The 23,552-nt window shown below is 61.1% G+C and carries 24 protein-coding genes; 12 read left to right on the top strand and 12 right to left on the bottom strand.

What is annotated here, in order from left to right; translation table 11 throughout:
- Positions 1–7: 7 nt before the first annotated feature.
- Complete coding sequence (gene tpx / locus EL234_RS06400; RefSeq protein ID WP_126416678.1) at positions 8–505, bottom strand: thiol peroxidase; 498 nt, start codon at positions 503–505, stop codon at positions 8–10.
- 164 nt (positions 506–669) lie between these two features.
- Between tpx and EL234_RS06395 the strand changes: the two genes are divergently transcribed.
- Positions 670–1,161, top strand: a complete 492-nt coding sequence (locus tag EL234_RS06395) for a phage holin family protein (RefSeq protein WP_126416677.1) — start codon at positions 670–672, stop codon at positions 1,159–1,161.
- On the top strand, positions 1,158–1,484 hold the full coding sequence (locus EL234_RS06390) for a DUF3618 domain-containing protein (protein WP_126416676.1): 327 nt from the start codon (positions 1,158–1,160) through the stop codon (positions 1,482–1,484). The genes EL234_RS06395 and EL234_RS06390 overlap by 4 nt, the downstream gene beginning before the upstream one ends.
- 97 nt (positions 1,485–1,581) lie before the next feature.
- Here the strand turns inward: EL234_RS06390 and EL234_RS06385 are convergent, their stop codons facing one another.
- Complete coding sequence (locus EL234_RS06385; protein ID WP_126416675.1) at positions 1,582–1,773, bottom strand: BldC family transcriptional regulator; 192 nt, start codon at positions 1,771–1,773, stop codon at positions 1,582–1,584.
- A gap of 343 nt (positions 1,774–2,116) precedes the next feature.
- Here EL234_RS06385 and EL234_RS06380 point away from each other — a divergent pair, with 343 nt between their 5' ends.
- Positions 2,117–2,371 carry a DUF3073 domain-containing protein gene (locus EL234_RS06380; RefSeq protein WP_407701385.1) on the top strand — a complete coding sequence of 85 codons (255 nt, stop codon included), beginning with the start codon at positions 2,117–2,119 and terminating at the stop codon, positions 2,369–2,371.
- 6 nt (positions 2,372–2,377) lie between these two features.
- Here EL234_RS06380 and EL234_RS06375 read toward each other — a convergent pair whose 3' ends face one another.
- The 5 genes from EL234_RS06375 to EL234_RS06355 form a co-directional block, all read right to left on the bottom strand.
- Positions 2,378–3,871 carry an RNB domain-containing ribonuclease gene (locus EL234_RS06375; protein ID WP_126416674.1) on the bottom strand — a complete coding sequence of 498 codons (1,494 nt, stop codon included), beginning with the start codon at positions 3,869–3,871 and terminating at the stop codon, positions 2,378–2,380.
- Positions 3,872–3,974: 103 nt separating this feature from the next.
- A complete protein-coding gene (locus EL234_RS06370) occupies positions 3,975–4,355 on the bottom strand; it encodes a sterol carrier family protein (protein ID WP_126416673.1) in 381 nt (126 codons plus the stop codon).
- A 149-nt stretch (positions 4,356–4,504) separates the two neighbouring features.
- The gene (gene gdhA, locus EL234_RS06365; RefSeq protein WP_126416672.1) at positions 4,505–5,842 is read right to left on the bottom strand and encodes an NADP-specific glutamate dehydrogenase; all 1,338 of its coding nucleotides are present in this window, start codon (positions 5,840–5,842) and stop codon (positions 4,505–4,507) included.
- A gap of 215 nt (positions 5,843–6,057) precedes the next feature.
- Entirely contained in the window at positions 6,058–6,807 is a 750-nt protein-coding gene (locus EL234_RS06360) for a TetR/AcrR family transcriptional regulator (protein ID WP_126416671.1), read from the bottom strand.
- Between the two features lie 139 nt (positions 6,808–6,946).
- Positions 6,947–7,843, bottom strand: a complete 897-nt coding sequence (locus EL234_RS06355; RefSeq protein WP_164712416.1) for a phosphoribosylaminoimidazolesuccinocarboxamide synthase — start codon at positions 7,841–7,843, stop codon at positions 6,947–6,949.
- A gap of 293 nt (positions 7,844–8,136) precedes the next feature.
- Here EL234_RS06355 and EL234_RS09415 point away from each other — a divergent pair, with 293 nt between their 5' ends.
- The gene (locus tag EL234_RS09415) at positions 8,137–9,399 is read left to right on the top strand and encodes a hypothetical protein (protein ID WP_197718427.1); all 1,263 of its coding nucleotides are present in this window, start codon (positions 8,137–8,139) and stop codon (positions 9,397–9,399) included.
- A 228-nt stretch (positions 9,400–9,627) separates the two neighbouring features.
- Here the strand turns inward: EL234_RS09415 and EL234_RS06345 are convergent, their stop codons facing one another.
- Positions 9,628–10,914, bottom strand: coding sequence for an adenylosuccinate synthase (locus EL234_RS06345; protein WP_126416669.1), 1,287 nt, complete (start codon positions 10,912–10,914; stop codon positions 9,628–9,630).
- 265 nt (positions 10,915–11,179) lie between these two features.
- Between EL234_RS06345 and EL234_RS06340 the strand changes: the two genes are divergently transcribed.
- On the top strand, positions 11,180–11,683 hold the full coding sequence (locus EL234_RS06340; RefSeq protein WP_126416668.1) for a peptidase S9: 504 nt from the start codon (positions 11,180–11,182) through the stop codon (positions 11,681–11,683).
- A gap of 239 nt (positions 11,684–11,922) precedes the next feature.
- Here the strand turns inward: EL234_RS06340 and fbaA are convergent, their stop codons facing one another.
- Positions 11,923–12,945 carry a class II fructose-bisphosphate aldolase gene (gene fbaA / locus EL234_RS06335; protein WP_126416667.1) on the bottom strand — a complete coding sequence of 341 codons (1,023 nt, stop codon included), beginning with the start codon at positions 12,943–12,945 and terminating at the stop codon, positions 11,923–11,925.
- A gap of 172 nt (positions 12,946–13,117) precedes the next feature.
- Here fbaA and EL234_RS06330 point away from each other — a divergent pair, with 172 nt between their 5' ends.
- Positions 13,118–13,951, top strand: a complete 834-nt coding sequence (locus EL234_RS06330) for a Sir2 family NAD-dependent protein deacetylase (protein WP_126416666.1) — start codon at positions 13,118–13,120, stop codon at positions 13,949–13,951.
- A gap of 101 nt (positions 13,952–14,052) precedes the next feature.
- Here EL234_RS06330 and EL234_RS06325 read toward each other — a convergent pair whose 3' ends face one another.
- Entirely contained in the window at positions 14,053–14,460 is a 408-nt protein-coding gene (locus EL234_RS06325; protein WP_126416665.1) for a (deoxy)nucleoside triphosphate pyrophosphohydrolase, read from the bottom strand.
- Positions 14,461–14,572: 112 nt separating this feature from the next.
- On the opposite strand from EL234_RS06325, the gene EL234_RS06320 reads away from it, so the two are divergent.
- Both EL234_RS06320 and EL234_RS06315 read left to right on the top strand, forming a co-directional pair.
- On the top strand, positions 14,573–16,036 hold the full coding sequence (locus EL234_RS06320) for an amidase (RefSeq protein WP_126416664.1): 1,464 nt from the start codon (positions 14,573–14,575) through the stop codon (positions 16,034–16,036).
- A 54-nt stretch (positions 16,037–16,090) separates the two neighbouring features.
- Complete coding sequence (locus EL234_RS06315) at positions 16,091–16,948, top strand: serine hydrolase domain-containing protein (protein ID WP_126416663.1); 858 nt, start codon at positions 16,091–16,093, stop codon at positions 16,946–16,948.
- Between the two features lie 11 nt (positions 16,949–16,959).
- Here the strand turns inward: EL234_RS06315 and EL234_RS06310 are convergent, their stop codons facing one another.
- The gene (locus tag EL234_RS06310; protein WP_126416662.1) at positions 16,960–17,781 is read right to left on the bottom strand and encodes an exodeoxyribonuclease III; all 822 of its coding nucleotides are present in this window, start codon (positions 17,779–17,781) and stop codon (positions 16,960–16,962) included.
- A gap of 53 nt (positions 17,782–17,834) precedes the next feature.
- Between EL234_RS06310 and EL234_RS06305 the strand changes: the two genes are divergently transcribed.
- The 4 genes from EL234_RS06305 to EL234_RS06290 all read left to right on the top strand — a co-directional run bounded on the left by EL234_RS06305 (position 17,835) and on the right by EL234_RS06290 (position 20,793).
- Positions 17,835–18,638 carry an SDR family NAD(P)-dependent oxidoreductase gene (locus tag EL234_RS06305; protein ID WP_126416661.1) on the top strand — a complete coding sequence of 268 codons (804 nt, stop codon included), beginning with the start codon at positions 17,835–17,837 and terminating at the stop codon, positions 18,636–18,638.
- 101 nt (positions 18,639–18,739) lie between these two features.
- Positions 18,740–19,309: an orotate phosphoribosyltransferase gene (gene pyrE, locus EL234_RS06300; protein WP_126416660.1), complete on the top strand. Its 570-nt coding sequence runs from the start codon at positions 18,740–18,742 to the stop codon at positions 19,307–19,309.
- A gap of 10 nt (positions 19,310–19,319) precedes the next feature.
- A complete protein-coding gene (locus EL234_RS06295; RefSeq protein WP_126416659.1) occupies positions 19,320–20,066 on the top strand; it encodes a hypothetical protein in 747 nt (248 codons plus the stop codon).
- 40 nt (positions 20,067–20,106) lie between these two features.
- On the top strand, positions 20,107–20,793 hold the full coding sequence (locus EL234_RS06290) for a TrmH family RNA methyltransferase (protein ID WP_126417277.1): 687 nt from the start codon (positions 20,107–20,109) through the stop codon (positions 20,791–20,793).
- Between the two features lie 106 nt (positions 20,794–20,899).
- Here the strand turns inward: EL234_RS06290 and clpB are convergent, their stop codons facing one another.
- Complete coding sequence (gene clpB / locus EL234_RS06285; protein WP_126416658.1) at positions 20,900–23,524, bottom strand: ATP-dependent chaperone ClpB; 2,625 nt, start codon at positions 23,522–23,524, stop codon at positions 20,900–20,902.
- Positions 23,525–23,552 lie beyond the last annotated feature (28 nt).

Below are 23,552 nucleotides of genomic sequence, written 5' to 3'. Positions count from 1 at the left end.
GTCGTCGCTAGCTGAGGGCTGCTCGGGCGGCGTCGTAATCGGGTTCGCTCTTGGTCTCCGGTACTTGCTCGGTGTAGATGACCGTGCCGTCGCCGTCGATGATAACGACGGAGCGGGACAGCAGGCCCGTTAGTGGCCCTTCGGCCATGGTCACTCCGTAGTCTTCGGGGAAAGACGAACGGAATGCTGAGCCCGTCACCACATTTTTGATGCCTTCGGCGGTGCAGAAACGCTCGTGGGCAAACGGGAGGTCGAGTGACACAGCGACGACGACGGTGTTGTCGACTTCTTCGGCCAGCTTGTTGAACTGGCGCACTGATTGGGCACAGATTCCCGTGTCAAGGGATGGGAAAATGTTGAGAACCACACGTTTGCCTGCGAAATCGGAGAGCTTCACGTCGCCAAGCTCTGAGTCTGTGAGCGTGAAATCGGGGGCTTTCGTACCAACTGCGGGCAGGTCGCCGATTGTTGTTATTGGAGTGCCATTGAAAGTAATCGTTGCCATGTGTCAACCGTAGCGAGGCCACTCGCGCCGGTGAACCTGTTCACGCGGTCAGCATAAAAAGATCGATATTCGACGTGTTCGCGTAAGAAGTCGAAAGATTACGTTTATTCATGCCAAAATGAGAGCATGATCTTGGGCGGACTCGCCCACGTAAAGGAGTATCCGTGACTGACAAATCGACACCCTCGGGTGCATCCCACGGCCGGGCTGCGCCCTCGGATCACACGCCGGAAGGTCCCACTTCGCTGTCTGGAAAGGGGCCGGTGGCTCCTCGAAGCGGGCAGTCTATTGGCGAGTTGATCGCGAAAGTGACCGCCCAGTTCTCCGCGTTGATGCGTGACGAGGTTCAATACGCCAAGTTGCAGGCAGCAGAAAAGGTCAAGAAGCTGGGTGTGGGCGGAGCTCTATTTGCAGTGGCCGGGGTGCTCGCGCTTTACCTTCTGCCCATGCTGCTCATGGCCGCAGCTTTTGGCCTTGCTAACGTCATGCCACTGTGGGCGGCTTTCCTTGTTGTGTCAGGCATCCTCCTAGTCGTGATTGGGATCCTGGTGGCAGTGGGTGCGAACCGGATGAAGAAGGCTCGCGAACACGAAGTCGACCCGATAGGTGGATTCCAGAAGAATGTTGACGCCGTGAAGAAGGGACTCAATCAGTGACTCAAGCACGCCATAAGAAAGCTGTTGATTACGAGGCACCCAAGGGCCTTCCGGATAACCGCAGTGCCGCCGAGGTTGCCGCCGATCTGGAGCGGGTTCGCGATGAGATGACTGAGACCGTGAACGAACTGGCGGCTCGCCTGCATCCGGACACGCTCAAGGAGGAAGCGACGTCGTTCGCCAAAGATAAGGCGGCCGAAGGCAAGGTGCTGTTCGCTGACTTTGTTGAGAAAGTGAAGGCTGGAGATCGCCAGTCGATCGCGATTGTTGCTGGTGCCGCGCTCGGCCTAGCCATCATCGTGCTGCGGAAGATCTTTAAATAACCACTCGAAACAGTGTGGGGTGGATGCGATACGCATCCACCCCACACTTTTTGACTTGCTTAAGTCTACTTGTTTACTCTTACTCGGCCTTGGGGTTCTACTCGGCCTTTGGCACCCGTGAACTCCTGATCGCGTCCATCACATCTTTACGCGGAAAACGCCGGTGTCCACCGAGCGTGCGAACGTAGGGTAGTTTGCCGTTGTCGGCCCACCGTGACACCGTTTTCGGATCAACCCTAAACAGTTCCGCCACTTCTGCCGGAGTCATTAATTCGCTTTGCTTCTCCATGTTGTCCCTCACCTAACCTATTTTCCCCTTCTCGACACCCTGTTGCGATGTGGGAGAGCCTGCCGCATTTTCCTCCCACAGCGCCATTTGAACGATTTGCTCTTACGCCCATCCTAGTTCTGGATTGTCTTCGCCTTCAATTCTTAACAGTAAAAGTTTCATGCCGAAAGCATAAAATCTGGTTAACGATTAACGCGCGAGCTCGAAGCAACAGCCCCTTACACGCGCCATTTCCGAAAATCGAGACATTTCTTCGTGGTCTTTCCCCAAGGCGTAATAGTCACGTAGAGATTTACCCCCTCTTCAAGGTAAGGTATGAGCACGAACCATTGAAGGATTAAAGTTGAGGGGGGTCGAGCCAAGCATGGGGCGCGGCCGTCAAAGAGCCAAACAGCGTAAAGTCGCACGTAACCTGAAGTACTTCAGCCCGGAGACCGACTATGAAGCTCTCGAACGAGAGCTCGCGGGCAAGGCTGAACAGAAAGATGAACCTGACGACGACAGCTATGCAAACTGGGATGAATATGATCCGGATGCATACGAAATCCCTCCAGCTACGGACGTCTGGGACGAGGACGACTGGTCGCCTCGCCGCTAGGCTTCCCTACTGAGATTCCACATGAGAAACGAGCTCGGGCTCCGAATCGGAGACGAGCTCGAAGTGGGATGTCAGATCGTCGTCGACACCCATAAGCCGTACCCGTACCCGCTCTCCCACGGGAACATGATGTCCGTGGATTTTCACCTCGAGGGCGGGTTCGGCTATCGACACGACGCCGCGTTGGGTGTCTCCTAAGGGTTTGAGGCGATCGACGACGACGCCGTCGAACACTTCACCCTCGCGCCCGCGTAAGGTCAGTGCTTCGACTGCGCTGATCGCACGGTTTTCCACTGTGTTTGCGATCCGCGTGCCGTTCGCCATGGTCGCGGGCAGCGAGGGCAGTTGTTCGGCTACCCACTGCGGGATTTCCTGCCCGGCGACGACGCATCGGCACACTTCGAGCCCGTAGCGGTCGACAAGCCGGCGTAGCGGCGCTGTCACGTGAGCGTACGGTGCTGCGATGGCGTTATGGTGCAGGTCGGTTCCCTGTTTACCGTTAGATGGCAGCGCTTCGTATCCGGCGCCTCGGAACAGGGTGACCGCCTCATGAGTGAACGCGAACGCAGCCGGTTCACGGGAACTGAGCGACCGGATGAATGTGGGATAGTCGACGTCGTCGGGCCAGTCCAACCCTAGGCCGGCGGCCACGGCGCGTAGCCTGGCAATGTCTTTGTCGCGTGCAGGTGGCAAGGTGCGAAGAATACCGACGCCCGCACGGATCATAATTTTTGCGGCCTCCATGCCAGTCATGAGCGACAGCTGTGAATTCCACCCTTCCACTCGGGTCACGTGGCGGAACGTGAGCCGGAAACCTTTCCGACGTCGTTCCACGCGCTGTTCTGGAAGGTCGAGTGACACGCCGCCCCGGCGGACTTCCAGCTCTTCGCGTAGCCTGCCAACCAGCGCCAGATTGGCTGGTAAATCCGCTGGCACATTCACTGGCAGGTAGGCGGCGTCACTGTAGGCGGCCTGTACCTGCACGTACGTGAGTTGGGCGCGGGAGCGAATCTGCGCCAATTCCAGGTCTGTTGAGGTCACGTTTCCTTCCGCGTCCAACTGGAACGTCCACAGGTATGCCGGACGTACCACGCCAGGCAGCAACGACGCCGCATCTGCCGACAGCACTTCCGGATGCAACGGAATCGACCGATCCGGCAAATAAATAGTGGTGGCACGCCGGTGTGCCTCGCGGTCGAGAGCCCCGCCAGGCGTGACGAAAAGCCCAACCGCCGCAATCGCGTAGTACACGGTGATGCGCTCCCCGACGTCGATGAACAGCGCCTGGTCTAAATCCCGCGAACCTTCCGGGTCGATCGTAACGAACGGCAGATCGGTACGGTCTGGCAGGTGAGGAAAATGGCGAGGCGCAGTTTGTGCTTCGTGGAGCGCATCAGCGGGGAACTCGATCGACACTCCGGCCTCATCAGCAAGTTGCGAGATCGTGGTGGTCATCGCCTCGATACTGACGATGTTCGGATTAACAAATCGTTGCCTCACACCCTCAGCCTACAGAGATTCGCTCATAGTTCGGTGAGGAGAAGCACTTTTCAGCTAGGCGCGGCGGCCTGCCAAGAGGCACGGCGGCACGCAAACGACGTCGTTAATGCCCGGGCTGGCCAAGCTCGACCGGGCGGAAGATCGGGAAGAACTCGGAAATGTTAGCGCGCGTGCCCGAGTAGGTGACCTTGGCAGGATCGACCTGCACGTCCCCGGGCGCTGACGTTGCCAGCGCGAGAAACGTGTCCACATCCATTTCGACGACGTTCGGCGGCGTACCCCGCGTGTGTTCCGGCCCTGCGATCGCCTGCACTGCCCCAGCCCACGGGATCCGAATTTCCACGCTTCGCCCCGGATGCCGGCTTGCGAACTCTTCGAGGGCGAACCGGGCGGCCTGCCGTTTATCGCGCGTTGAAAGTTCTTCGCCGCGTGCGAAGGCGCGTATCAGGCCGAGCCCTTCATCGGGGTCGATGCGACGTCTCATGGCAGCAGTCTACAGCGCGGAGCTGGCATTGCTGGGGTACCTGTTTCGTTCCCGGGGTAGACAAAACGCCGGATTTGGTACCCCCGGAAACGAACGTGTACCCCGGGAACGCCCGCACTGAAGCCGGACCGCAGCGCACCATGCCCGCGCTAGACGATCCCCTGCTCGATCATGGCGTCCGCAACTTTCATGAACCCGGCAGCATTCGCACCCACAAGATAGTTACCCGGCTCATCCAGATCGGCCGCAGTGGCTAGGCAGGTGGCGTGAATATCCGTCATGATTGCCTCGAGCTTTTCTTCGACGACGGCGAACGGCCAGCTTTGGAGCGACGCGTTCTGTTGCATCTCAAGAGCTGACGTGGCGACTCCGCCAGCATTCGCGGCCTTACCAGGCGCGTACAGGATCTTAGAGTGCTGGGCCGTTTCGATCGCACCCGGCGTGAGCGGCATGTTCGCACCCTCTGCAATGAGTTGCACCCCGTTGGCACGCATCGTGCGCACGTCGTTCGCGTGCACCTCATTTTGGGTCGCGCACGGGAGCGCAAGGTCAGCTGGTATCCCCCAGACTTTCTGGCCGGCCTGGAACTTTGCGTTCGGACGCAGCTCCGCATATTCGGACACCCGCCCGCGGCGCACTTCCTTAATCTCCTTGAGAAGAGCGACGTCGATCCCATCCGGATCATAGACTGCTCCGCTGGAATCTGAAATCGACACAGCCTTGCCGCCCAACTGGTGCAGCTTTTCAATCGCGTAGGTGGCCACGTTCCCAGAGCCGGACACCACCGCCGTCTTCCCCTCCACTGATTCACCGAGTTCAGCAAGCATACTGTTTGCAAACATGACGAGCCCGTAGCCGGTAGCCTCCGTCCGGCCACGCGAACCACCCCAGCCCACACCTTTCCCGGTGATCACACCCGCTTCGTTCCGGTTAGCCAGGCGCTTATATTGGCCAAACAGGTAGCCGATCTCGCGAGCACCCACGCCAATATCGCCAGCCGGGACGTCGACGTCGGCGCCAACATGCCTCGAAAGCTCCATCATGAAGGCTTGGCAGAACCGCATCACTTCGTTGTCGGATTTGCCGTGCGGGTCGAAATCCGAGCCGCCTTTGCCGCCGCCGATGCTTTGGCCGGTGAGCGCATTTTTGAAGATCTGTTCAAATCCGAGGAATTTGATGACCGAGAGCGTGACCGACGGATGGAAGCGCAAACCGCCCTTATACGGGCCGAGTGTGGAGTTGAACTGGATGCGGTATCCGCGGTTGACCCGCACTTTATTCGAGTCGTCCTGCCATGCCACCCGGAACATGATTTGACGTTCGGGTTCAATGATTCGTTCAAGGATTGCCGCGTCCTGATAGTCCGTACGCGACAGCAGAAGCGTTTCGAGGCTTTCTATCACCTCGCGTACCGCCTGCTGGAACTCAGGCTGGGTAGGGTTGCGCTTGAGTGCTTCTTCGTAGACGGCTTCTAAGCGTGCATCCATTAGAACTCCTCACGTGGGCGGATTGGCCGAAGCACCGACCGCTGTTAAGAATAAAACAATCACGGGGAGCGAGAAAAGTTATAGCCTGGCGCGTTCACATCATGAACTCACAACCATCCACACGGATGCGTGCGGAATTAAGCAGCGTCTACGGCGTCGTCCAACTGGTGTTGAAACCTTCGGCCGGTGAAAACGTGCGCACGTGCTCGCGGATCTCATTGCGCTTGTCCTCGGAGATCGGACCGCCACAAAAACTCTGTGTAGGTGTGAATCGTGACGTCTTCAGCCATGTACATCACGGCTGACACAAATATCCGCGTCAATCTTTCCTGGTCGATCTGCGCGAAATTACGTTGCCCGTCGGTCAAGTTTGAGTTCGGAAACTTCTCCGGATCCTCTGTGATTTCACGAACCTTAATCCACACCCGGGCCACACTTTTAACCATGCCAATGACAGATATCACCCACATGTACACGGTGCCCTCGTACAGCGGGTGGCTGGAGATCGCTTTGTCGGAGTAAAACAGCCTGCTCCAAAACTCAACAAGGGAACTTTCGCTGTATTCGCAACCCGCGACGCTCGGGTCATCTTCAAGTTCCGCCACGCGCATGAACCGGTACACGTTCGTGTATTCGCTGATGAGCTTCACAAAGCTTGCGAAAGTACGTTCTAGGATTTCACTGAAAACCGCTCCGGATTCGATCGCATCGTTCACGTCATCCATGATTTTTCCGATGACGTAACAACCGACCGCGTACTGGAGGGTCTCCTTGTCAGTAAAATATTTGTAAAGGATCGACTTTGACGTTTTCGCCGTGTCGGCAATTTGGTCCATGGATGCGTCCGGGCCGTGACTGTGCACGGCACAGATGACGAGTTCTAACAGTTCCCGACGACGAGCAGAACGGTGGGCTTCCCAACGAGTATTGCGGCGATCAGGGTTCTCCGCCCGATGCTGCGGCATTCGACTTAACCTCGAGTTCACTAAAGTATCACATACTGCTACATTCAGTTGAACTCAATGATACCGGCGACGCCCATCGGCTTCAATTTGGGACGGGGCGAGCGCCCAGCGCCGCGCCCGCAATAAACCGGCTGATCAATCAGGGTTTGAACAGTTCTGAGCGGACGTACTTATAGCGACAGCTCATCTCTTCAACCACGTCAGCACTGATCGCGGGCATTTCACCAGTATCTAATACTCCCGGAACGTTGCCGGCCCACTGTGGCACGTTACGTTCAACGGCGTCGCGTACATAGTCCTTACCGAAAGAGCGCGGCTTACCTTGCGCTACTTCGTCAGCAATCCAATACGTGGCCGTATCCGGAGTGAACGCCTGGTCGCCCAGCACGATTTCCTCATCGCCCGGATCCGAAGGGGTGCCGAACTCAAGTTTCACGTCGGCAATAATAAGCCCCTTAGCCTGGGCGATTTCATTGGCTGCCAAGTAGAGCTCGAGCGAAATCTGGCGCAACTTGTTCGCCTCTTGCTTTCCAGCAATCTTCTTCATCGCAGAAAAACTGATCGGTTCGTCGTCGTAACCGACGTCGCCCTTAATCGCAGGCAAGAAGAGCGGTTCGGCCAACCGATCGCCCACCTTTAAACCTTTCGGAAGCCGCTGCCCGGCAAGCTTGCCCGTGGCCTGATATTGGGCGAAGCAGGCGGCCGTCATATAGCCCACAACCGTCAACTCAAAGGGAAACATGCGCAACCGGCGCACCAACATTGCCCGCCCGCGCACAGATTCTGGAACATCCTGATCAAGAAAATGATTCGGGGTGATCTCACGCAAACGCTTAAACCACCATTGCGAAATCGAATTAACAACCTCGCCCTTATCCGGGATGATGGTTGGCATGACACGGTCAAGCACGCTCATCCTGTCAGAAGACACGAGCAGAAGGACCTCTCCACCACCATGCGCCAGCGGGTGGACCGGCGCATAAACATCATTGACTTTTCCCGTGAAAATTCGGGACCAACCAGTAATAGAAACCACGGTGCTCCCTTCGCTAGATCGTAACTCAATTCTAGTCCATACCACCCACCTACCGTCTATACGCTTTTTGCGAAAAGACCGGGAAATCTACCGCTTGCAGCTCGGGCGTGTTTTGCGTGACCAAAACAGGGAATAACCACCGACGACGAACCACACGGCTCATCCGTACCAGCATGAAAAGTTAAAGATCTTTTCATTTGTTCAAGTTCCATTCACCAAACCGTGAGATGATGAGAAAAAATAACATGCAGATGTAACACGCAATACGCGAAAACGCGAAAGAAAGGTTGCTCATGACAACAGCGACTACCCGCAAGAGGCAGCTTGCACTTGCTTTGATTCTTCCCGTAGGCCTAGCACTTGCCGCCTGCGAATCAGACACCACGATTGGTATCAATGAAGACGGTGTAGCGTCGATCACCATGGAAATTCACGACACGTCCGGAATGCTTGCCGCCGGCGGCATGACCTCATGCGATGAATTCAGCTCATCGATAGCCGAAGGCGACGACTCGTTCACGGTAGAAGACATCTCGAAAGACGGCAACCTCGGATGCCGGATCACGGGAAATTCGGGAGTCTCCGCTGTTGACGACGACGTACTCGTCGAAACTGACGACACCTACATTTTCACGATTGATGAAGACTTGGGCGACACCGGACTCACTGACGAAGACCTCGCCATGCTTAAGCAAATGGGCTTCGGTTTCTCATTCACTGTTGAGATGCCCGGCGATATTGTGAAGGCTGATGGCGCTCAGATCAGTGGTAATCGCGCTACGTTTGACGATCCGAGCGTCTTCTCGCAAGGGATCACGGTGGAAGGTTACAAGAGTGGTTCCGGTGGCGGCAGCAAGCCTACACCTTCACCGACTGCGACGACGGAAGGCCCGGAGACGCCAACTCCGACCGAGGATCCAACCGACGAGCCCACCGACGAACCCACTGAGGCTCCGACCACCAATGAAGATGAGGACGGCGGCTTCCCCGTCTGGGGCTGGATCCTCATTGGCGTGGGTGCACTGGCAGTGATTGGCGGCGTCGTGTTCGCCGTGACGCGTAAGAAGAACGACGGCGACAACGGCGGATTTGGCGGCCCAGGATATCCGGGTGGACCGGGCGGCCCTGGATACCCGGGCGGTTACGGCCAAGGTGGCTACGGCCAGGGCGGTTACGGTCAGGGCGGTTACGGTCAAGGTGGTCAGCCGACCCAGCAGTTCGCACCTGGTCAGGGTGCTCCTGGTCAAGGTGGTTACGGTCAAGGCGGCTACGGCCAGGGCGGTCAGCCCACCCAGCAGTTCGCACCGACACAGCCGCTCCCAACAGGCCAGGCCAACTATGGTCACAGCGGCCATCCAGCTCCGCGTAACCCTGCCGGCTACGATGCGGCTCCGAACGTGCCGCAGTCGCCGGGAGCTCAGGGCGCCTACGGGCAGGTGGGCTCGCAGGGCGGATACCAGAGCTCTGGCCAGTCAACCCCGGCAGCCTCCAGCTTCAGCCGCGGGGGCGCCGAAGGCGGACTCAATGAGACCGGCAACATGCCTAAGCAGGACTAACGCTTAGGCGGTAGGCCGTTCTCAGGCGGTAGGCCACTTATCGAAAGGGCGGCGGGGCTAGCTGGATATTCAGCTAGCCCCACCGCCTTTCAGTTGCTCTTCAGTTCCTAGTTGCTCTTCAGTTCCCGGGGTACACGTTCGCTTCCGGGGGTACCAAATCCGGCGATTTGTCTACCCCGAGAACGAAACAGGTACCCCCGGAACGATGAGGCTACGCGTGCAGCGCGCCTAATCCATGAGTGGGTAGCGCACGATCGTCTGCGAGCGCTCCGGCCCCACACCGATCGACGAGATCCGGCATCCCGACAGCTCTTCAAGCCGCAGAATGTACTTCTGCGCGTTCTCCGGAAGCTCACTGAACTCACGGCAGTGCGAAATGTCCTCGTCCCACCCGGGCAGGTACTCGTAGATCGGCTCGGCGTGGTGCATGTCCGACTGGTTTTCCGGCATGTCCTCCACCCGGCCGTCGTCGATGTTGTATGCCACGCACACGGGGATCTGCTCGATCCCCGTCAGCACGTCGAGCTTTGTGAGCACAATATCCGTCAGCGAGTTCACGCGCGTCGCAAAGCGAGCAACGACGGCGTCGTACCACCCACACCTGCGCGGGCGGCCCGTCGTCGTGCCATATTCGCCGCCCACCTCTCGAAGCCGGTCTCCAGCTTCGTCAAGCAGTTCGGTGGGGAACGGGCCTTCACCAACGCGGGTCACGTAAGCCTTCGCGACACCGACCACCCGGTCGATCCGCCGCGGCCCCACGCCCGATCCGGTGCAGGCGCCGGCCGCCGTCGTCGCAGACGACGTCACAAACGGGTAGGTGCCGTGATCAATGTCGAGCATGACGGCCTGGCCACCCTCGAACACCACAGTTTCGCCGTCGTCAAGCGCCTTGTTAAGCGTGGCGGACACGTTGATGACCATCGGCTTGATCCGATCGGCATAGGAGAGAAGTTCGTTGGTGACGTCGTCGACGTCGAAGGGCTCCTCGCCGTGAATATGCACGAGTTCCGCGTTCTTGCGGTGGAGCGCGCCCTCGACTTTCTGGCGCAAGATCGACGGATCGAACAAGTCCTGGATGCGGATGCCGATGCGGTTCATCTTGTCCGCATACGTCGGCCCAATACCGCGGCCGGTGGTGCCGATCTTGCGCTTGCCAAGTAGGCGCTCGTTCGCCGAATCAAGCCGCTTATTGTAGGCGGGAATAATATGCGCGGAGGCGGAGATCCGCAGCCGCGACGTATCCACGCCACGCGCCTCGAGGGCAGCAATTTCTTCAAACAGGACGTCGAGATCAACCACCACGCCATTCCCGATCACGGCCGTACAACCCGGCGTGAGGATCCCTGCAGGCAGCAGGTGCAGAGCGAAGGATTCTTCGCCGACGATGACAGTGTGGCCAGCATTATTTCCTCCGTTAAACTTCACGACGTAGTCAACCTGAGTACCAAGCTGATCCGATGCTTTGCCTTTTCCTTCGTCGCCCCACTGGGCTCCAACGATGACGATTGCTGGCATGGCTATTCCTTTTATTTTGATTACTCGCGGGCACATCCCACAAGCCGGAACTAGCATATTACCGTATCGATATGTGGGCAATTGTTTCTCGCACGATGAGAGGTAAGCGACCGAATAGCGAACAGGGCATTCACGTGGGCGCGACCTTCATACTTTGGCGCCTCGTAGGAGCAGGGAACTACGAGCTACATATGGCCAGGTGCTAGGTTAGACCCAGCTAGCGAATTGCCGCTGACATATTGCCGATACGCCAAAGGAGGCTCAGATGCCCAGCAAAGAACAAGCGATCGCTCACTACATCGCACAAATGATCAACACGACGGCGTACTACGCACTACCCGACGTCGTCCGCTCCACAGCACTTAGGCGCACTCTTCGCCTCGGGCTCGGCGGGATCATGGCCTATAACGAGTTTAACTACCAGCTCACGCAGGGCAACGTGGACCTGAACGTCAACGATTTAATCGACGACGACGATGACGACGCCGGCGCGGAAACGGCCTCCGAGGGCATGAACCCGCTAGGCATGGCCGTGATTGGCGGGGTTGTGGCAGGTGGAATTGCGCTGGTCGTGGGCGTTGAGCGAGCAATCTTTAAGCGGGGCGAACGCAAGCGGGCCGAAGGCGATAGGTTTGCGCACCTCAAGCAGGGTCTCATGGGCGGCGCGCTCACCGTGCTGTCTTCGGTTGCCATCGACTACTTTGACAATCTACCGAATAACCACGAAACCGCCGATGTCGACGAGGAAGCTGCATCCGCCGACGCCTAGAGGCGCCCTAATCTCCGCGCTCATTCGATCACTCCGCCTCCGTTTCTGCTATTACAGCAATAATGGCGAGGTCGAAGCCCGTAAACGCCCGCGTTTCTGCTATTTAAGCAGAAACGCAGCGCTTCGAGCCCGTCGAGTCCACATTGCTCGCCACGACGACAGCAATACCGCGGCTAATAGAAACGCGTGGGTTCCAGGCCATTCGAACCTGGAACCCACGCGTTAGCTATGCAGCGAACTTACTTCAGCTTCTTACCTGCCGAGCCAAGCTGCTGGGTTGCTTCCACAACACGGGCAGCCATGCCGGCTTCGGCCAGCTTGCCCCACGTGCGCGGATCGTACATCTTCTTGTTGCCGACCTCGCCGTCGATCTTCAGCACGCCGTCGTAGTTACGGAACATGTGCTCAACAACCGGGCGGGTGAACGCGTACTGGGTGTCGGTGTCAATGTTCATCTTGATAACACCGTGCGACACTGCAGTGGCGATCTCCTCCGCCGACGAGCCCGAACCGCCGTGGAACACGAGGTCGAACGGCTTTTCCTTACCGTACTTCTCGCCAACCGCGGCCTGGATCTCACCGAGCAGCTCCGGACGAAGCTTCACAGCACCCGGCTTGTAGACGCCGTGGACGTTACCGAACGTGAGTGCCGTAATGTAGCGGCCCTTCTCGCCAAGTCCAAGCGCCTCAACCGTGGCCATGCCATCTTCGACGGTGGTGTAGAGCTTCTCGTTGATCTCGTGTGCCACGCCGTCTTCTTCACCGCCGACGACCCCGATCTCGATTTCGAGGATCTGCTTGGCCTGGTTCGTCAGGTCAAGGAGCTCCTGGGCGATCTCGAGATTCTCTTTGAGGGAGACTGCCGAGCCGTCCCACATGTGCGACTGGAAGATCGGTTCGCGGCCAGCCTTGACTTCCTCGATCGAGGCCATGATCAGCGGGCGGATCCACGAATCAATGTTTTCCTTGGCGCAGTGATCGGTGTGCAGTGCGACCGTGACGGGGTAGTTCTTCGCTACCTCGCGCGCGTATGCTGCCAGACCGAGCGAGCCAGCCACCCGATCCTTCACGGTGGAACCGGAAACGTACTCCGAGCCACCAACCGAGATCTGGATGATGCCGTCGGATTCCGCTTCGGTCAGGCCTTGCAGAACCGCTGTGAGGGTCTGGGAAGACGTGACGTTGAACGCGGGGAAGGCGTATCCTTCTGCCTTCGCCCGGTCAAGCATTTCGTTGTATACCTCAGGTGTTGCGATACCCACTTCGATGAGCTCCTTTGCTAGTGAAACTTTACGTCTCTGATTATCTCACCTTTCTTGGAGCGCGACTAGCCTTTTGGCCTACGTTGGGCTAAGTGCGAATAAAATCGGCGAGTGCATGCGGCAAACAGCGGCTGATCCTGCTTGCCGACTACACTGTAGACGAGGTGCATTCATGGTTATTTCAGATCCAAACGAGGCCGCAGCCGAGTTGGCTGAGCTGATGCGCGGGAAGAAAACGCTGGCGATCACGGGGGCTGGCATTTCCACAGATTCTGGTCTGCCGGATTATCGCGGCCAGGGCACTACTGAGAAGCCTTCCATTGAATATGACATGTTCGTGGCAGACCCGGTGTGGCAGCGCTGGGTGTGGCAGCGCAATCATGAGACGTGGCGGGTGTTCGAGGCGCTCGAGCCGTCCGCGGGGCACGTCGCGCTAGCCCGCTTGGAAGAGGCGGGTCTGATCAGCGGGGTTGCCACGCAGAATATTGATGGCTTGCACACGAAGGCCGGCTCGGTCAACGTGTGGGAGTTGCACGGCTCGTTCGCGCGGGCGCGATGCGTGGATTGCGGGCGTGTGATTCCGCGCGAGGACTACGCCGCCGACCTCGACGCTCTTAATCCCGGATGGCCGCAGTATGATCGCGATCCGGCTGTGCTTGCCACGGCCGATAGGGACGACGCCGAGGCCTCCATGTTCCGGGTCGCTCCCTGTAGCGCGTGTGGCGGGCTAATGAAGCCGGCTGTCGTGTTCTTCGGTGAGGGTCTGCCCGGGGACGACATGGATGCGGCCATGCGCGCGGCAAGCGACGCGGACGTGGCGCTCGTGGTCGGCAGCTCGCTCGTGGTCAACACGGGCATGTGGATCACCCGCCAGGCGTGGGCCACGGATTCGCCGTTGGCCATCATTAACTACGGCCCGACGGCCGCCGACGGTATCTGCGACCTTCGGATCGACGCCGGAGCTTCAGAAACGCTTAGCGCACTGACCGATCTTCTACTCGCCTAGCCAGGTTCCCTAGCCGAGCTCGCCTAGCTAGCGGGCGCCGCTTTCTTCCGCGTTCTGCGCTTCCCACGTTCAGCGGGCTTCCCGTTCAGCGTCCTTTCCGCTCAGCGTCCTTGAGCGCTGAGGAGTTTTTCAAGTTCGACGACGACGGGCACGTCCGCTGGTGCCCAGTCCAGACCTGCCAGTTCTTCGGGCGTGAACCACCCGACAGCCTCATGTTCGGTCAGTTGCGGCTGCCCGCTGACAAGCCTGCAGACATAAGCGTCGAGGCGGACCGTGCCGAACGAATAGTCGTAGTCGCTGCGCGCCACGAAATCGCCGACCTCGACCTCCACCAGCAGCTCCTCGCGCAGTTCCCGGGCCAGTGACTGCTCGGGGGTCTCCCCCGGTTCGATCTTGCCGCCGGGAAATTCCCACATGCCGGCCATCGACTGCCCGGCTCCGCGTTGGGCGGCCATGACCAGCCCGTCGCGCAGGATGACTGCTCCGACGACGTGGATGATCCGGCTCATCACTGCCTCGCTTTCGTTATCTGCCGCGTCCCCGCCCAGTGTATGCCACCCCGCCCCTCTATCCTTCTGCCGCCCTCTATCGCCCGCGCGTTTTCCATGTAAGAATCGGGCTATGAGCCTGAATGAATTGACAGCCCGTGAACTTGCATCCGCACTGAAGAACCGTGAGGTCTCCGCGCTCGAAGTCGCCGACGCCGCACTCGAGCGCGCCGACAGCGTCGGCGCGCAGGTGGGCGCTTTCGCCCATCTCACGCCCGATCTTGCTCGCGAGCAGGCGGCCGCCGCCGATAAGGCGTTGGCCGCCGGCGACGCACCCGCATTCGCCGGAGTACCTCTTCCGATTAAGGACGTGAACCAGGTGGCCGGCCAGCCGTTCGAGGCCGGCTCGCGAGTGCTCAAAGGCAACGTGGCACAGAGTACCGACGCCGCAGCCCAGCTCCTGTTTGACGCCGGCACGGTGTGTATTGGCAAGACGGCCACGCCCGAGTTCGCCTTCCCGCCCTATACCGAGCCAGTGGCCGGCCCGAAGGCACGCTCTCCGTGGGATCTGACCCGCACGGCAGGCGGCTCATCCGGTGGCGCGGCCGCTGCGGTTGCTGCCGGTATCGCACCGGTTGCACACGCCTCCGACGGCGGCGGTTCGATCCGCATTCCGGCGTCGGCAACTGGGCTCGTCGGCTTGAAGCCCTCGCGCGGTCTGGTCTCGGCCGCACCAGGTGCTGACGGCGTCGGACTCTCCACACAGGGCGTGATCACGCGCGACGTGCGCGACACGGCAGCCTTCCTTGACGTGCTGTCCGAGCCACAGCCGGGCGACCCGTGGATGCGCACCCGCCCGGCCACCACCTATTTAGACGCATGCGATCGCGCGCCCGAGGGCCTGCGGATCGGCCTGCTGTGGGAGCCGCTGAACGTGGAAGAGATCGACATGCATCCGCATTCGCGCACTGCCGTCGAGCTCACCGCGAAAACGTTGGAAAGCCTCGGCCACCACGTTGAGATCGCGCCGCGGCCCATGAACTCGACAGACTGGGAAACGTTCATGCCGCTGTGGTCCACCGCTGCAGCGCAACTGGCGATACCGGACGACGCCGTCGACCAGCTCGAACCTCTTACTCGCTGGCTGCGTGAGCTCGGCGAAAGTTACTCGGCCGCAGATTTTGCGAACGCCGAGGCTGGCATGCACACGCTCACCCGCACGGTCGTGACCGCGTGGGAAGACTTCGACGTCATCCTCACCGCCGCGCTCCCGCCGGGCACCCTGCGCCCCGAGGACCTCATGAAGGCCGACCCCGCCGAAGACTTCTACGCCCAGCGCCGGTTTACGCCGTGGACAAGCGTGTGGAACATGCTCGGCGCACCGTCAATCGCACTGCCGGTTTTCGCTGGCCCGGTTGGCCCGCAGTGGCCGAACGGCGAGGCGGTGACCGACGACGGCGTCGTGCTTCCGTTCTCGATCATGCTCGGCGCCGTGCGTATCGGCACGGACGAGACCCTGCTCGGGCTCGCCGCGCAACTCGAAGAGGCGTTGCCGTGGCGGGACCGCCAGATCGAGGTGATCCGCCGGTTCGCCTAACCCAAGCCGTTCGCGACCTCCGCGAACGGTGGCGATTTGTGCGAGAGTTAAGCCATGCATACTGAACCGCTTCCTGCAGATAAGTTCACGTTCGAGCACACGTACGTCGCTTTCGACGAATTTGACGTCATGCTTGGCGTGGGTGACACCGAGAAGATTTATCCGTACATGTCGGTGACGAAGCCGCTGGCGTCGTGGGGAATCCTCGTTGCTATCGAAAAAGGGCTTTTCACGCTTGACACCCCGGCTGGCCCGGAGGGGTCGACCTTCCGGCACCTGCTCTCGCACGCCTCCGGGTTGCCCGCCGAACCGGGCGACCCTATTTCCAAGCCTGGGCGGCGGCGGATTTATTCGAACTACGGTTTCGACGTCATGGCCGCCGAGGCCGAGAAGTATGTAGACATGCCGATCCAGCAGTGGATCAAGCAAGAAGTGCTCGACCCGCTCGGGATGAGGACGGTGACAATCGAAGGTTCGATCGCACATTCGGCGCAGGGGTGCGCCCGGTGTCTCGTACCGTTCGGGCGCGAGGTCATGCACCCGCAGCTAATTTCGAAGGACCTGGCCGAAAAGGCGTTCCAGTCGCAGTGGAGCCAGATCCCCGGGATCACCCCTGGTTATGGCAGGTCGAATAACAACCCGTGGGGGCTCGGCTTCTCGATCCGTAACCCGCTCGGCCCGCACTGGACGGGAGACAACTTCTCGAACCACGTGGTCGGCCACTTTGGCATGTCGGGCTCGTTCTTCTACGTCGACCTGTACCAGATGAAAGGCGGAGCGTTCCTCGGCGTCGAAAACTTCAACGACGAGCACAAAGAATTCTGGCCGGCACTGACCAACGAGATGATCGTGTTCACATCCGACCAGGCCCGGGAGCTCGCAGAAGAGCGCCTGCTCGGCAACATCGACTAGGAGCAGCGCGCCTAGCTCAGGGTGACGATGACCGGCACGTGGTCGGACGCACCCTTGCCTTTGCGTTCGTCGCGATCAATCTCCGCGCCGGTCACGTGACTCGCGAGCGCGGGCGAGGCGTAGACGAAGTCGATGCGCATGCCCTCATTCTTGGGGAAGCGCAGGCGCTGGTAGTCCCAGAACGTGTAGTTCGTGGCGTACTCGCGGCTCACCTCCACAAACCCGGCCTCTTCGAACGCGAAGAAGGCCGCGCGCTCGGCCTCGGTCAGGTATAGCCCGCCCGTGCCCGTCACGTCCCACACGTCCGCGTCGGTTGGGATGACGTTCCAGTCACCCACCAACGCGATCTTGGCCTGCGGATCCTCGGCCAGCCGCCGCGCAGCGTAGTCTTTGAGCGCGCCCAGCCAAGCGAGCTTGTAGTGGTAGTGCGGATCGTCAATCGCCCGCCCGTTGGGAACGTACAGGCTCCAGATCTCGATCTCCCCAAGTTTGCTGGCGTCCACGCGCGCCCCAATCGCCCGGGCTTCGGGCTCCCCACCGATGAACAGCTCGCCGTTGGCAGGCTCGCCCTTCGTGAAGCCGGGCTGGCCGTCAAAAACCGTGCGAACGGCGTCGAGCCCAATCCGCGACACGATCGCCACGCCATTCCACTGGTTGTGGCCGTGTGCCGCCACCTCGTAGCCGCGCTCCTCAAAAAGCTCAACCGGAAACTGCTCCGGCTTGCACTTGATCTCCTGCAAGGCCAGCACGTCCAGATCGTGCCGTTCCAGCACGCCGAGCGCCCGATCCGCGCGGGCTCGGATCGAGTTGATGTTCCACGTCGCAATCTTCATGCCCCTACCCTAGCGAAGCTCACCGACAAACATTCATGCGCTAGCCTTGGGCTATGTCAACAGCACTCATCACCGGAGCGTCGGCGGGCCTCGGCCGCGAGTTTGCCCGCACGCTCGCCCGCCAACATTCGAGCCTCGTGCTCGTGGCGCGCAACGAGGATCGCCTCAACGAGCTCGCCGACGAACTCAGCGGCTACAACATCCGCATCGAGGTTCTTCCCGCCGACCTCACCAACGACGACGATCTGGCGCGCGTCGCCCACCGGGCGAGCCATCCGGAAGGATACGGCAGGTCCGGGGACACGCTGGAAGTTCCCGGCCCGGTCACGACCCTCATCAACAACGCCGGGTTCGGCCTCGGGCAGGACTTCGTGGGCGGCTCGCTGCAGCGCGAGCTTGACGCGCTCAACGTCATGGTCAAGGCAGTCATGGTGCTGTGTCACGCGGCGGCCCCGGCGATGCGTGCACGCGGCGAAGGGCGGATCATCAACGTCTCCTCAATGACGGCGCTGACCGCCCAGGGCACCTATTCGGCCCACAAGGCGTGGGTGCGCACGTTCTCCGAGGGGCTGGCCGCCGAGCTCGCCGATGCCAAAGGGGTCAGCGTCACCGCCGTCACCCCCGGGCTGATTCGCACCGAGTTCCACGAGCGCTCCGAGGTGGATGCCAGCCAGTGGCCGCGCTTCGCGTTCGCTGACCCGCAACGCGTCGTTGACGAAGCTCTCAAGGCCGCCGACGCCGGACGCGTGCTCGTCACACCCACCCCGCTTTACAAGACCGCTGCCGCTTTGGCTAAATTTGCCCCGCGAGCGCTGGTTCGCCGCGTGGCCGGCCCGGGGCTGTCCGGGCGTAACTAGCGCCTAGCAGTCTGGGGCCGTCCGGACGTAACTAACGTCTAGCGGTCTGGGCATGCAACCTGCGCGCGCACACGGCAACCACCGCGGACTACAATGGGCATATGCTGACCAACGACGCCCCCAAGGCCCGCCTTGCAGAGCTGATCCGCGACCTGTCAGTTGAGCGCGGAGATTTCACGCTGGCATCGGGGCAGACGTCGAGTTTCTACGTTGACGTTCGCCGCGCCGCGCTCCATCACGAAGCCGGCCCGCTCATCGGCCACGTCATGCTCGACGCGCTGGAAGAACATGGGCTTGGCCCGGGTGATGTCGACGCCGTCGGGGGCCTGACCATGGGAGCAGACCCCGTGGCGATTGCCATCATGCACGCGGCTGCCTCGCGCGGGCTGGACATGGACGCCTTCGTTGTTCGCAAGCAGGCCAAGGACCACGGCACGAAGCGCAGGATCGAAGGGCCACCAATCTCTGGCAGGCGCGTGGTCATCGTTGAAGACACGTCAACCACGGGTGGTTCGCCTCTTACGGCCATCGCGGCGGCGCGAGCCGAGGGTGCGCAGGTGCTGGGCGTCGCGGTCGTCGTTGATCGCGACTCCGGCGCCCGCGAAGCCATCGAGGCTGAGGGGCTGCCCTATATCGCGGCCTTCGGGCTAGACGACCTCGGACTCCCCTAAGGTCGCTGCCATGCTGTCGTATTTCTCGCCGTGGCCGGTGCACCCGGAATGGTATCGCGATACCGTTCCGCCCGGGCACTTCACGTTCGCGTTCCCCGAGCGTGACCTCGTGCTGTGGTACGACGTCCACTTTTCCACGGCCGTCTTGCGCATCGGGCAACCGAATATCGACGACGCCGGTGGCCTGCAGTTTCGCTGCTACACCAACGCGGACGGGCTCACCCAGTTCGATGCCACCAACAAGCTCGTACCCTTCGAGGAGGGCTCCGACATCGTGGTGCGCTACGTGCTCGACACCGAATCATGGGTGGCAGGCCCCAGCCTCGACTACGGTTCGCAAATCTCCGTGCTCCTGGCTGACCTCATGCTCAAGCACCGCACCGACAGGCCCGCAACCATCGGGCCTGGCGCAGTGCGACTTCAGGGGCTCGATGGCGAACGCTTCGTCGCACACGTCGGCCTTCCGGGCGGCGTGCTCCGACTCTTGCACGTTGCCGACGACGGGGCGCAGCCAGGAGGCTCCGGCGCCCGGCTTTTCCAGGTGGTCGAGGCACCACTCGACGGACCGCACGCCCACGCAGGCGGCGCGCTCGTCGTCGCCGAAAACGGGGTGCGCATGTATGTTCCCGACGTCTCGCGCGGCCGCTTCACCCCGCCGCTCACCGGCGACGCCGTGCCGCACGTCTTCCACGAACTCGCGCCGATCTTGTGGGCGGGCATGGACCCCGATACGGGTGGGCTCGCGGGCGGATTGTAAAACGCGCATGGATAAGTGCCACAATGATCCCGTGAGCGAGATGGAAGATCCGCACGGTTTCGCGGTGTGGGGTAACGGGGAAAAGATCGGCGGCGTCGTTGGCGTGGGGCCGTGGGAAAGCGAGCATCCAGGCCAGCCCATTCCGGACGATCCGCGCTACGATCCGGAGCTGCTCGCGGGCGGCGACAGGCGTAACGTCGTCGACCGTTTCCGCTACTGGACGGTCGACGCTATCCGAGCCGAACTTGCCACAGACCGCTCCGCTTTGCACGTGGCCATCGAAAACCTCGAACACGATCTCAACATCGGTTCGATCGTGCGCACGGGCAACGCGTTTAACGTGGGCGGAATCCACATCGTCGGCCGGCGCAAGTGGAATCGGCGCGGGGCGCTCGTCACCGACAGGTACTTGGATGTGCACCACCAGCCAGAGCCAGCCGACCTCGCCCGGTGGGCGGATGAGAACGGCTACACGCTCGTCGCCGTCGACAACACTGGCAACGCCCAGCCCATCCAGCGCGCCGAGCTGCCGGAAAAGTCGGTGCTCGTCTTCGGCCAAGAAGCCAACGGGATTTCACCCGAGCTGCGCAGCGTATGTCCGCTCGCGGTGTACATCGAACAGTTCGGCTCCACACGCTCCCTCAACGTGGCCGCGGCGGCCGCAATCGCCCAGCACGAATGGGTGCGCCAGCATCGGCCGTCGTCAACGGCGAGCGACGCCAACTAAGCGTTCTTACACACTTCCCGTGGTGGCGCTTGACCTTGCCGGGCAGGTGCCGCCACACCCGTGCGACACCTACCCGGACTTCCTCGCTGACTAGAATCCCAGCCGATTAGTCGACGCGCGTCAGCTCCAACTTGTGCTTACGCGCCGGAGCTCCGCTCGCGAACACGGACGTGTCGATATCCGCCGAATCGACGCGCACTGTATCGCCGTCGTCGACCTCCCCGGACAGCAGCATGCGCGCCAGCTGGTCGCCGATCTCCCGCTGAATCAGCCTGCGCAACGGGCGGGCGCCGTAAGCCGGATCGTAGCCGTCCACCGTGAGCAACGACTTCGCCGAGTCCGTGACCTCGAGCGTGATCCGCCGCTCTGCCAGCCGCTCCATGAGCTGGCTGACCTGCAGGTCCACGATCTGGCTGATCTCCTCCACGGTCAGCGGGTCGAAGATGATGATGTCATCCAACCGGTTGAGGAACTCCGGCTTGAAGTGGGCACGCACAGCGCTCATCACCGCCTCGTGCTTATCGGTCACGTTCTCGTCCACGAGGAACTGCGAACCAAGATTCGACGTCAAGATCAAGATCGTGTTCCGGAAATCCACCGTGCGGCCCTGACCGTCGGTGAGGCGGCCGTCGTCGAGCACCTGGAGCAGGATGTCGAACACCTCCGGGTGTGCCTTCTCGATCTCATCGAGCAAGATGACGCCATACGGCCTGCGGCGCACAGCTTCAGTCAGCTGGCCGCCCTCCTCGTACCCGACGTAACCCGGAGGCGCACCGATCAGCCTGGCTACCGAATGCTTCTCCGAATACTCGGACATGTCGATTCGCACCATGGCTCGCTCGTCGTCGAAAAGGAAATCCGCGAGCGACTTCGCCAGTTCCGTCTTCCCGACGCCGGTGGGGCCAAGGAACATGAACGATCCAGTCGGCCGGTTCGGATCAGCGACGCCGGCACGCGAGCGGCGCACCGCATCGGCGACCGTTGCCACGGCTTCACGCTGGCCGATCAGCCTCTTTCCGATATGTTCCTCCATGCTCAGCAGCTTCTCGGTCTCACCCTGCATAAGGCGGCCGACCGGGATGCCCGTCCACGCGGCCACAACCTCCGCGATGCCATCGGCGTCCACGCGCTCTGCAATCATCGGCTCGACGTCGTGCTCTTCCTCTGCCGCCTCGCCGGCCTCGATCTGCGCCTCAATATTCGGGATGTCACCATTTTGGATGCGCCCGGCGTCCTCGTAACGTCCCTCGCGGATCGCCTTCTCGAGTTCCGTACGCAGCTCGTCAAGCCGCACGCGCAGATCGCCAACCTTGTTCCGGCCAGCCTTTTCGGCCTCCCAGCGCGCGTTCAACCCGGCCAGTTCCTCAGACTTGTCCGCCAGCTCAGCCTCGATACGCTCGAGCCGATCCGCTGCGGCGTCGTCGAGCTCCTCCTCCGTATCTTCAAGGTACGACTTTTCCATCTTGAGGCGGTTCACCTGACGCTGGAGCGCATCAATCTCTTCCGGGGAGGAGTCGAGTTCCATGCGCAGGCGGGAAGCCGCTTCATCCACGAGGTCAATCGCCTTATCCGGCAACTGACGGCCGGAAATGTAGCGATCCGACAGGCTGGCAGCCGCCACTAGCGCGCCGTCCGAGATGGTGACCTTGTGGTGAGCCTCGTACTTGGGTGCGATACCGCGCAAGATCGCCACCGTGTCTTCCACCGAAGGCTCGCCCACGTACACCTGCTGGAAACGGCGCTCCAACGCCGGATCCTTCTCGATGTTCTCACGGTATTCGTCAAGCGTGGTGGCACCCACCAGGCGCAGCTCGCCGCGCGCCAACATCGGCTTGAGCATGTTACCCGCATCCAGCGAGGAATCCCCGCCAGCGCCCGCGCCCACGATCGTGTGCAGCTCGTCGATAAAGGTGACCACTTCGCCGTCGGAATCGGCAACCTCCTGCAGCACGGCCTTGAAGCGTTCCTCAAATTCGCCGCGGTACTTCGCGCCCGCAAGCATCCCCGAAATATCCAGCGAGATCAGCCGCTTGCCCCGCAGCGACTCCGGCACATCGCCGTCGACAATCCGCTGCGCAAGCCCCTCGACCACGGCCGTCTTACCGACGCCCGGCTCGCCGATCAGGACGGGGTTGTTCTTGGTGCGCCGCGAAAGCACCTGGATGACCCGGCGGATCTCCGCATCCCGGCCGATGATCGGATCAAGCTTGCCATCGCGGGCCATCTCCGTCAGATCCGTGCCGTACTTTTCAAGCGCTTGGAAGGTGCCCTCCGGGTCAGGGTTGTCGACCTTCCTGTTTCCGCGCACGTTCGGCAACGCAGCCATGAGTTGGTCGCGGCCAGCGCCCGCCGAGCGCAGAATCTCGCCAGCCGAATGCTGGGAGGTTGCCAGCGCGAGCAGCAGGTGCTCGGTAGAGATGTAGCTGTCACCGAGGGAGGTCGCTTCCTTTCCGGCATCAGCAAGCACAAGGTTCGTTGCGCGAGACGCCTGCGGATTACCCGCCGAGGCTCCCTGCACCGAAGGGAGCGTTGCCAGCTGGGCGTTCGCCCGCTTCGCGATCGCGCCGTGATCCGCGCCGACCGCCTCAAGCAACGCGTTCGCCACGCCCTCCTTCTGATTAAGCAGCGCCACAAGAATATGGGTGGGCTCGAGCTGCGGATTACCTGCTCGCGTCGCAGCCGTGAGGGCGTCCGCAATCGCCTCCTGCGACTTAGTCGTTAGTTTGTCCATCAAAATCCTCCATCTATGGCTGCTCGCG

The sequence above is a fragment of the Trueperella bialowiezensis genome (assembly GCF_900637955.1).
GTDB classification, from domain to species: Bacteria; Actinomycetota; Actinomycetes; order Actinomycetales; family Actinomycetaceae; genus Trueperella; species Trueperella bialowiezensis.
This window is presented reverse-complemented; position numbering and strand designations above follow the sequence as displayed.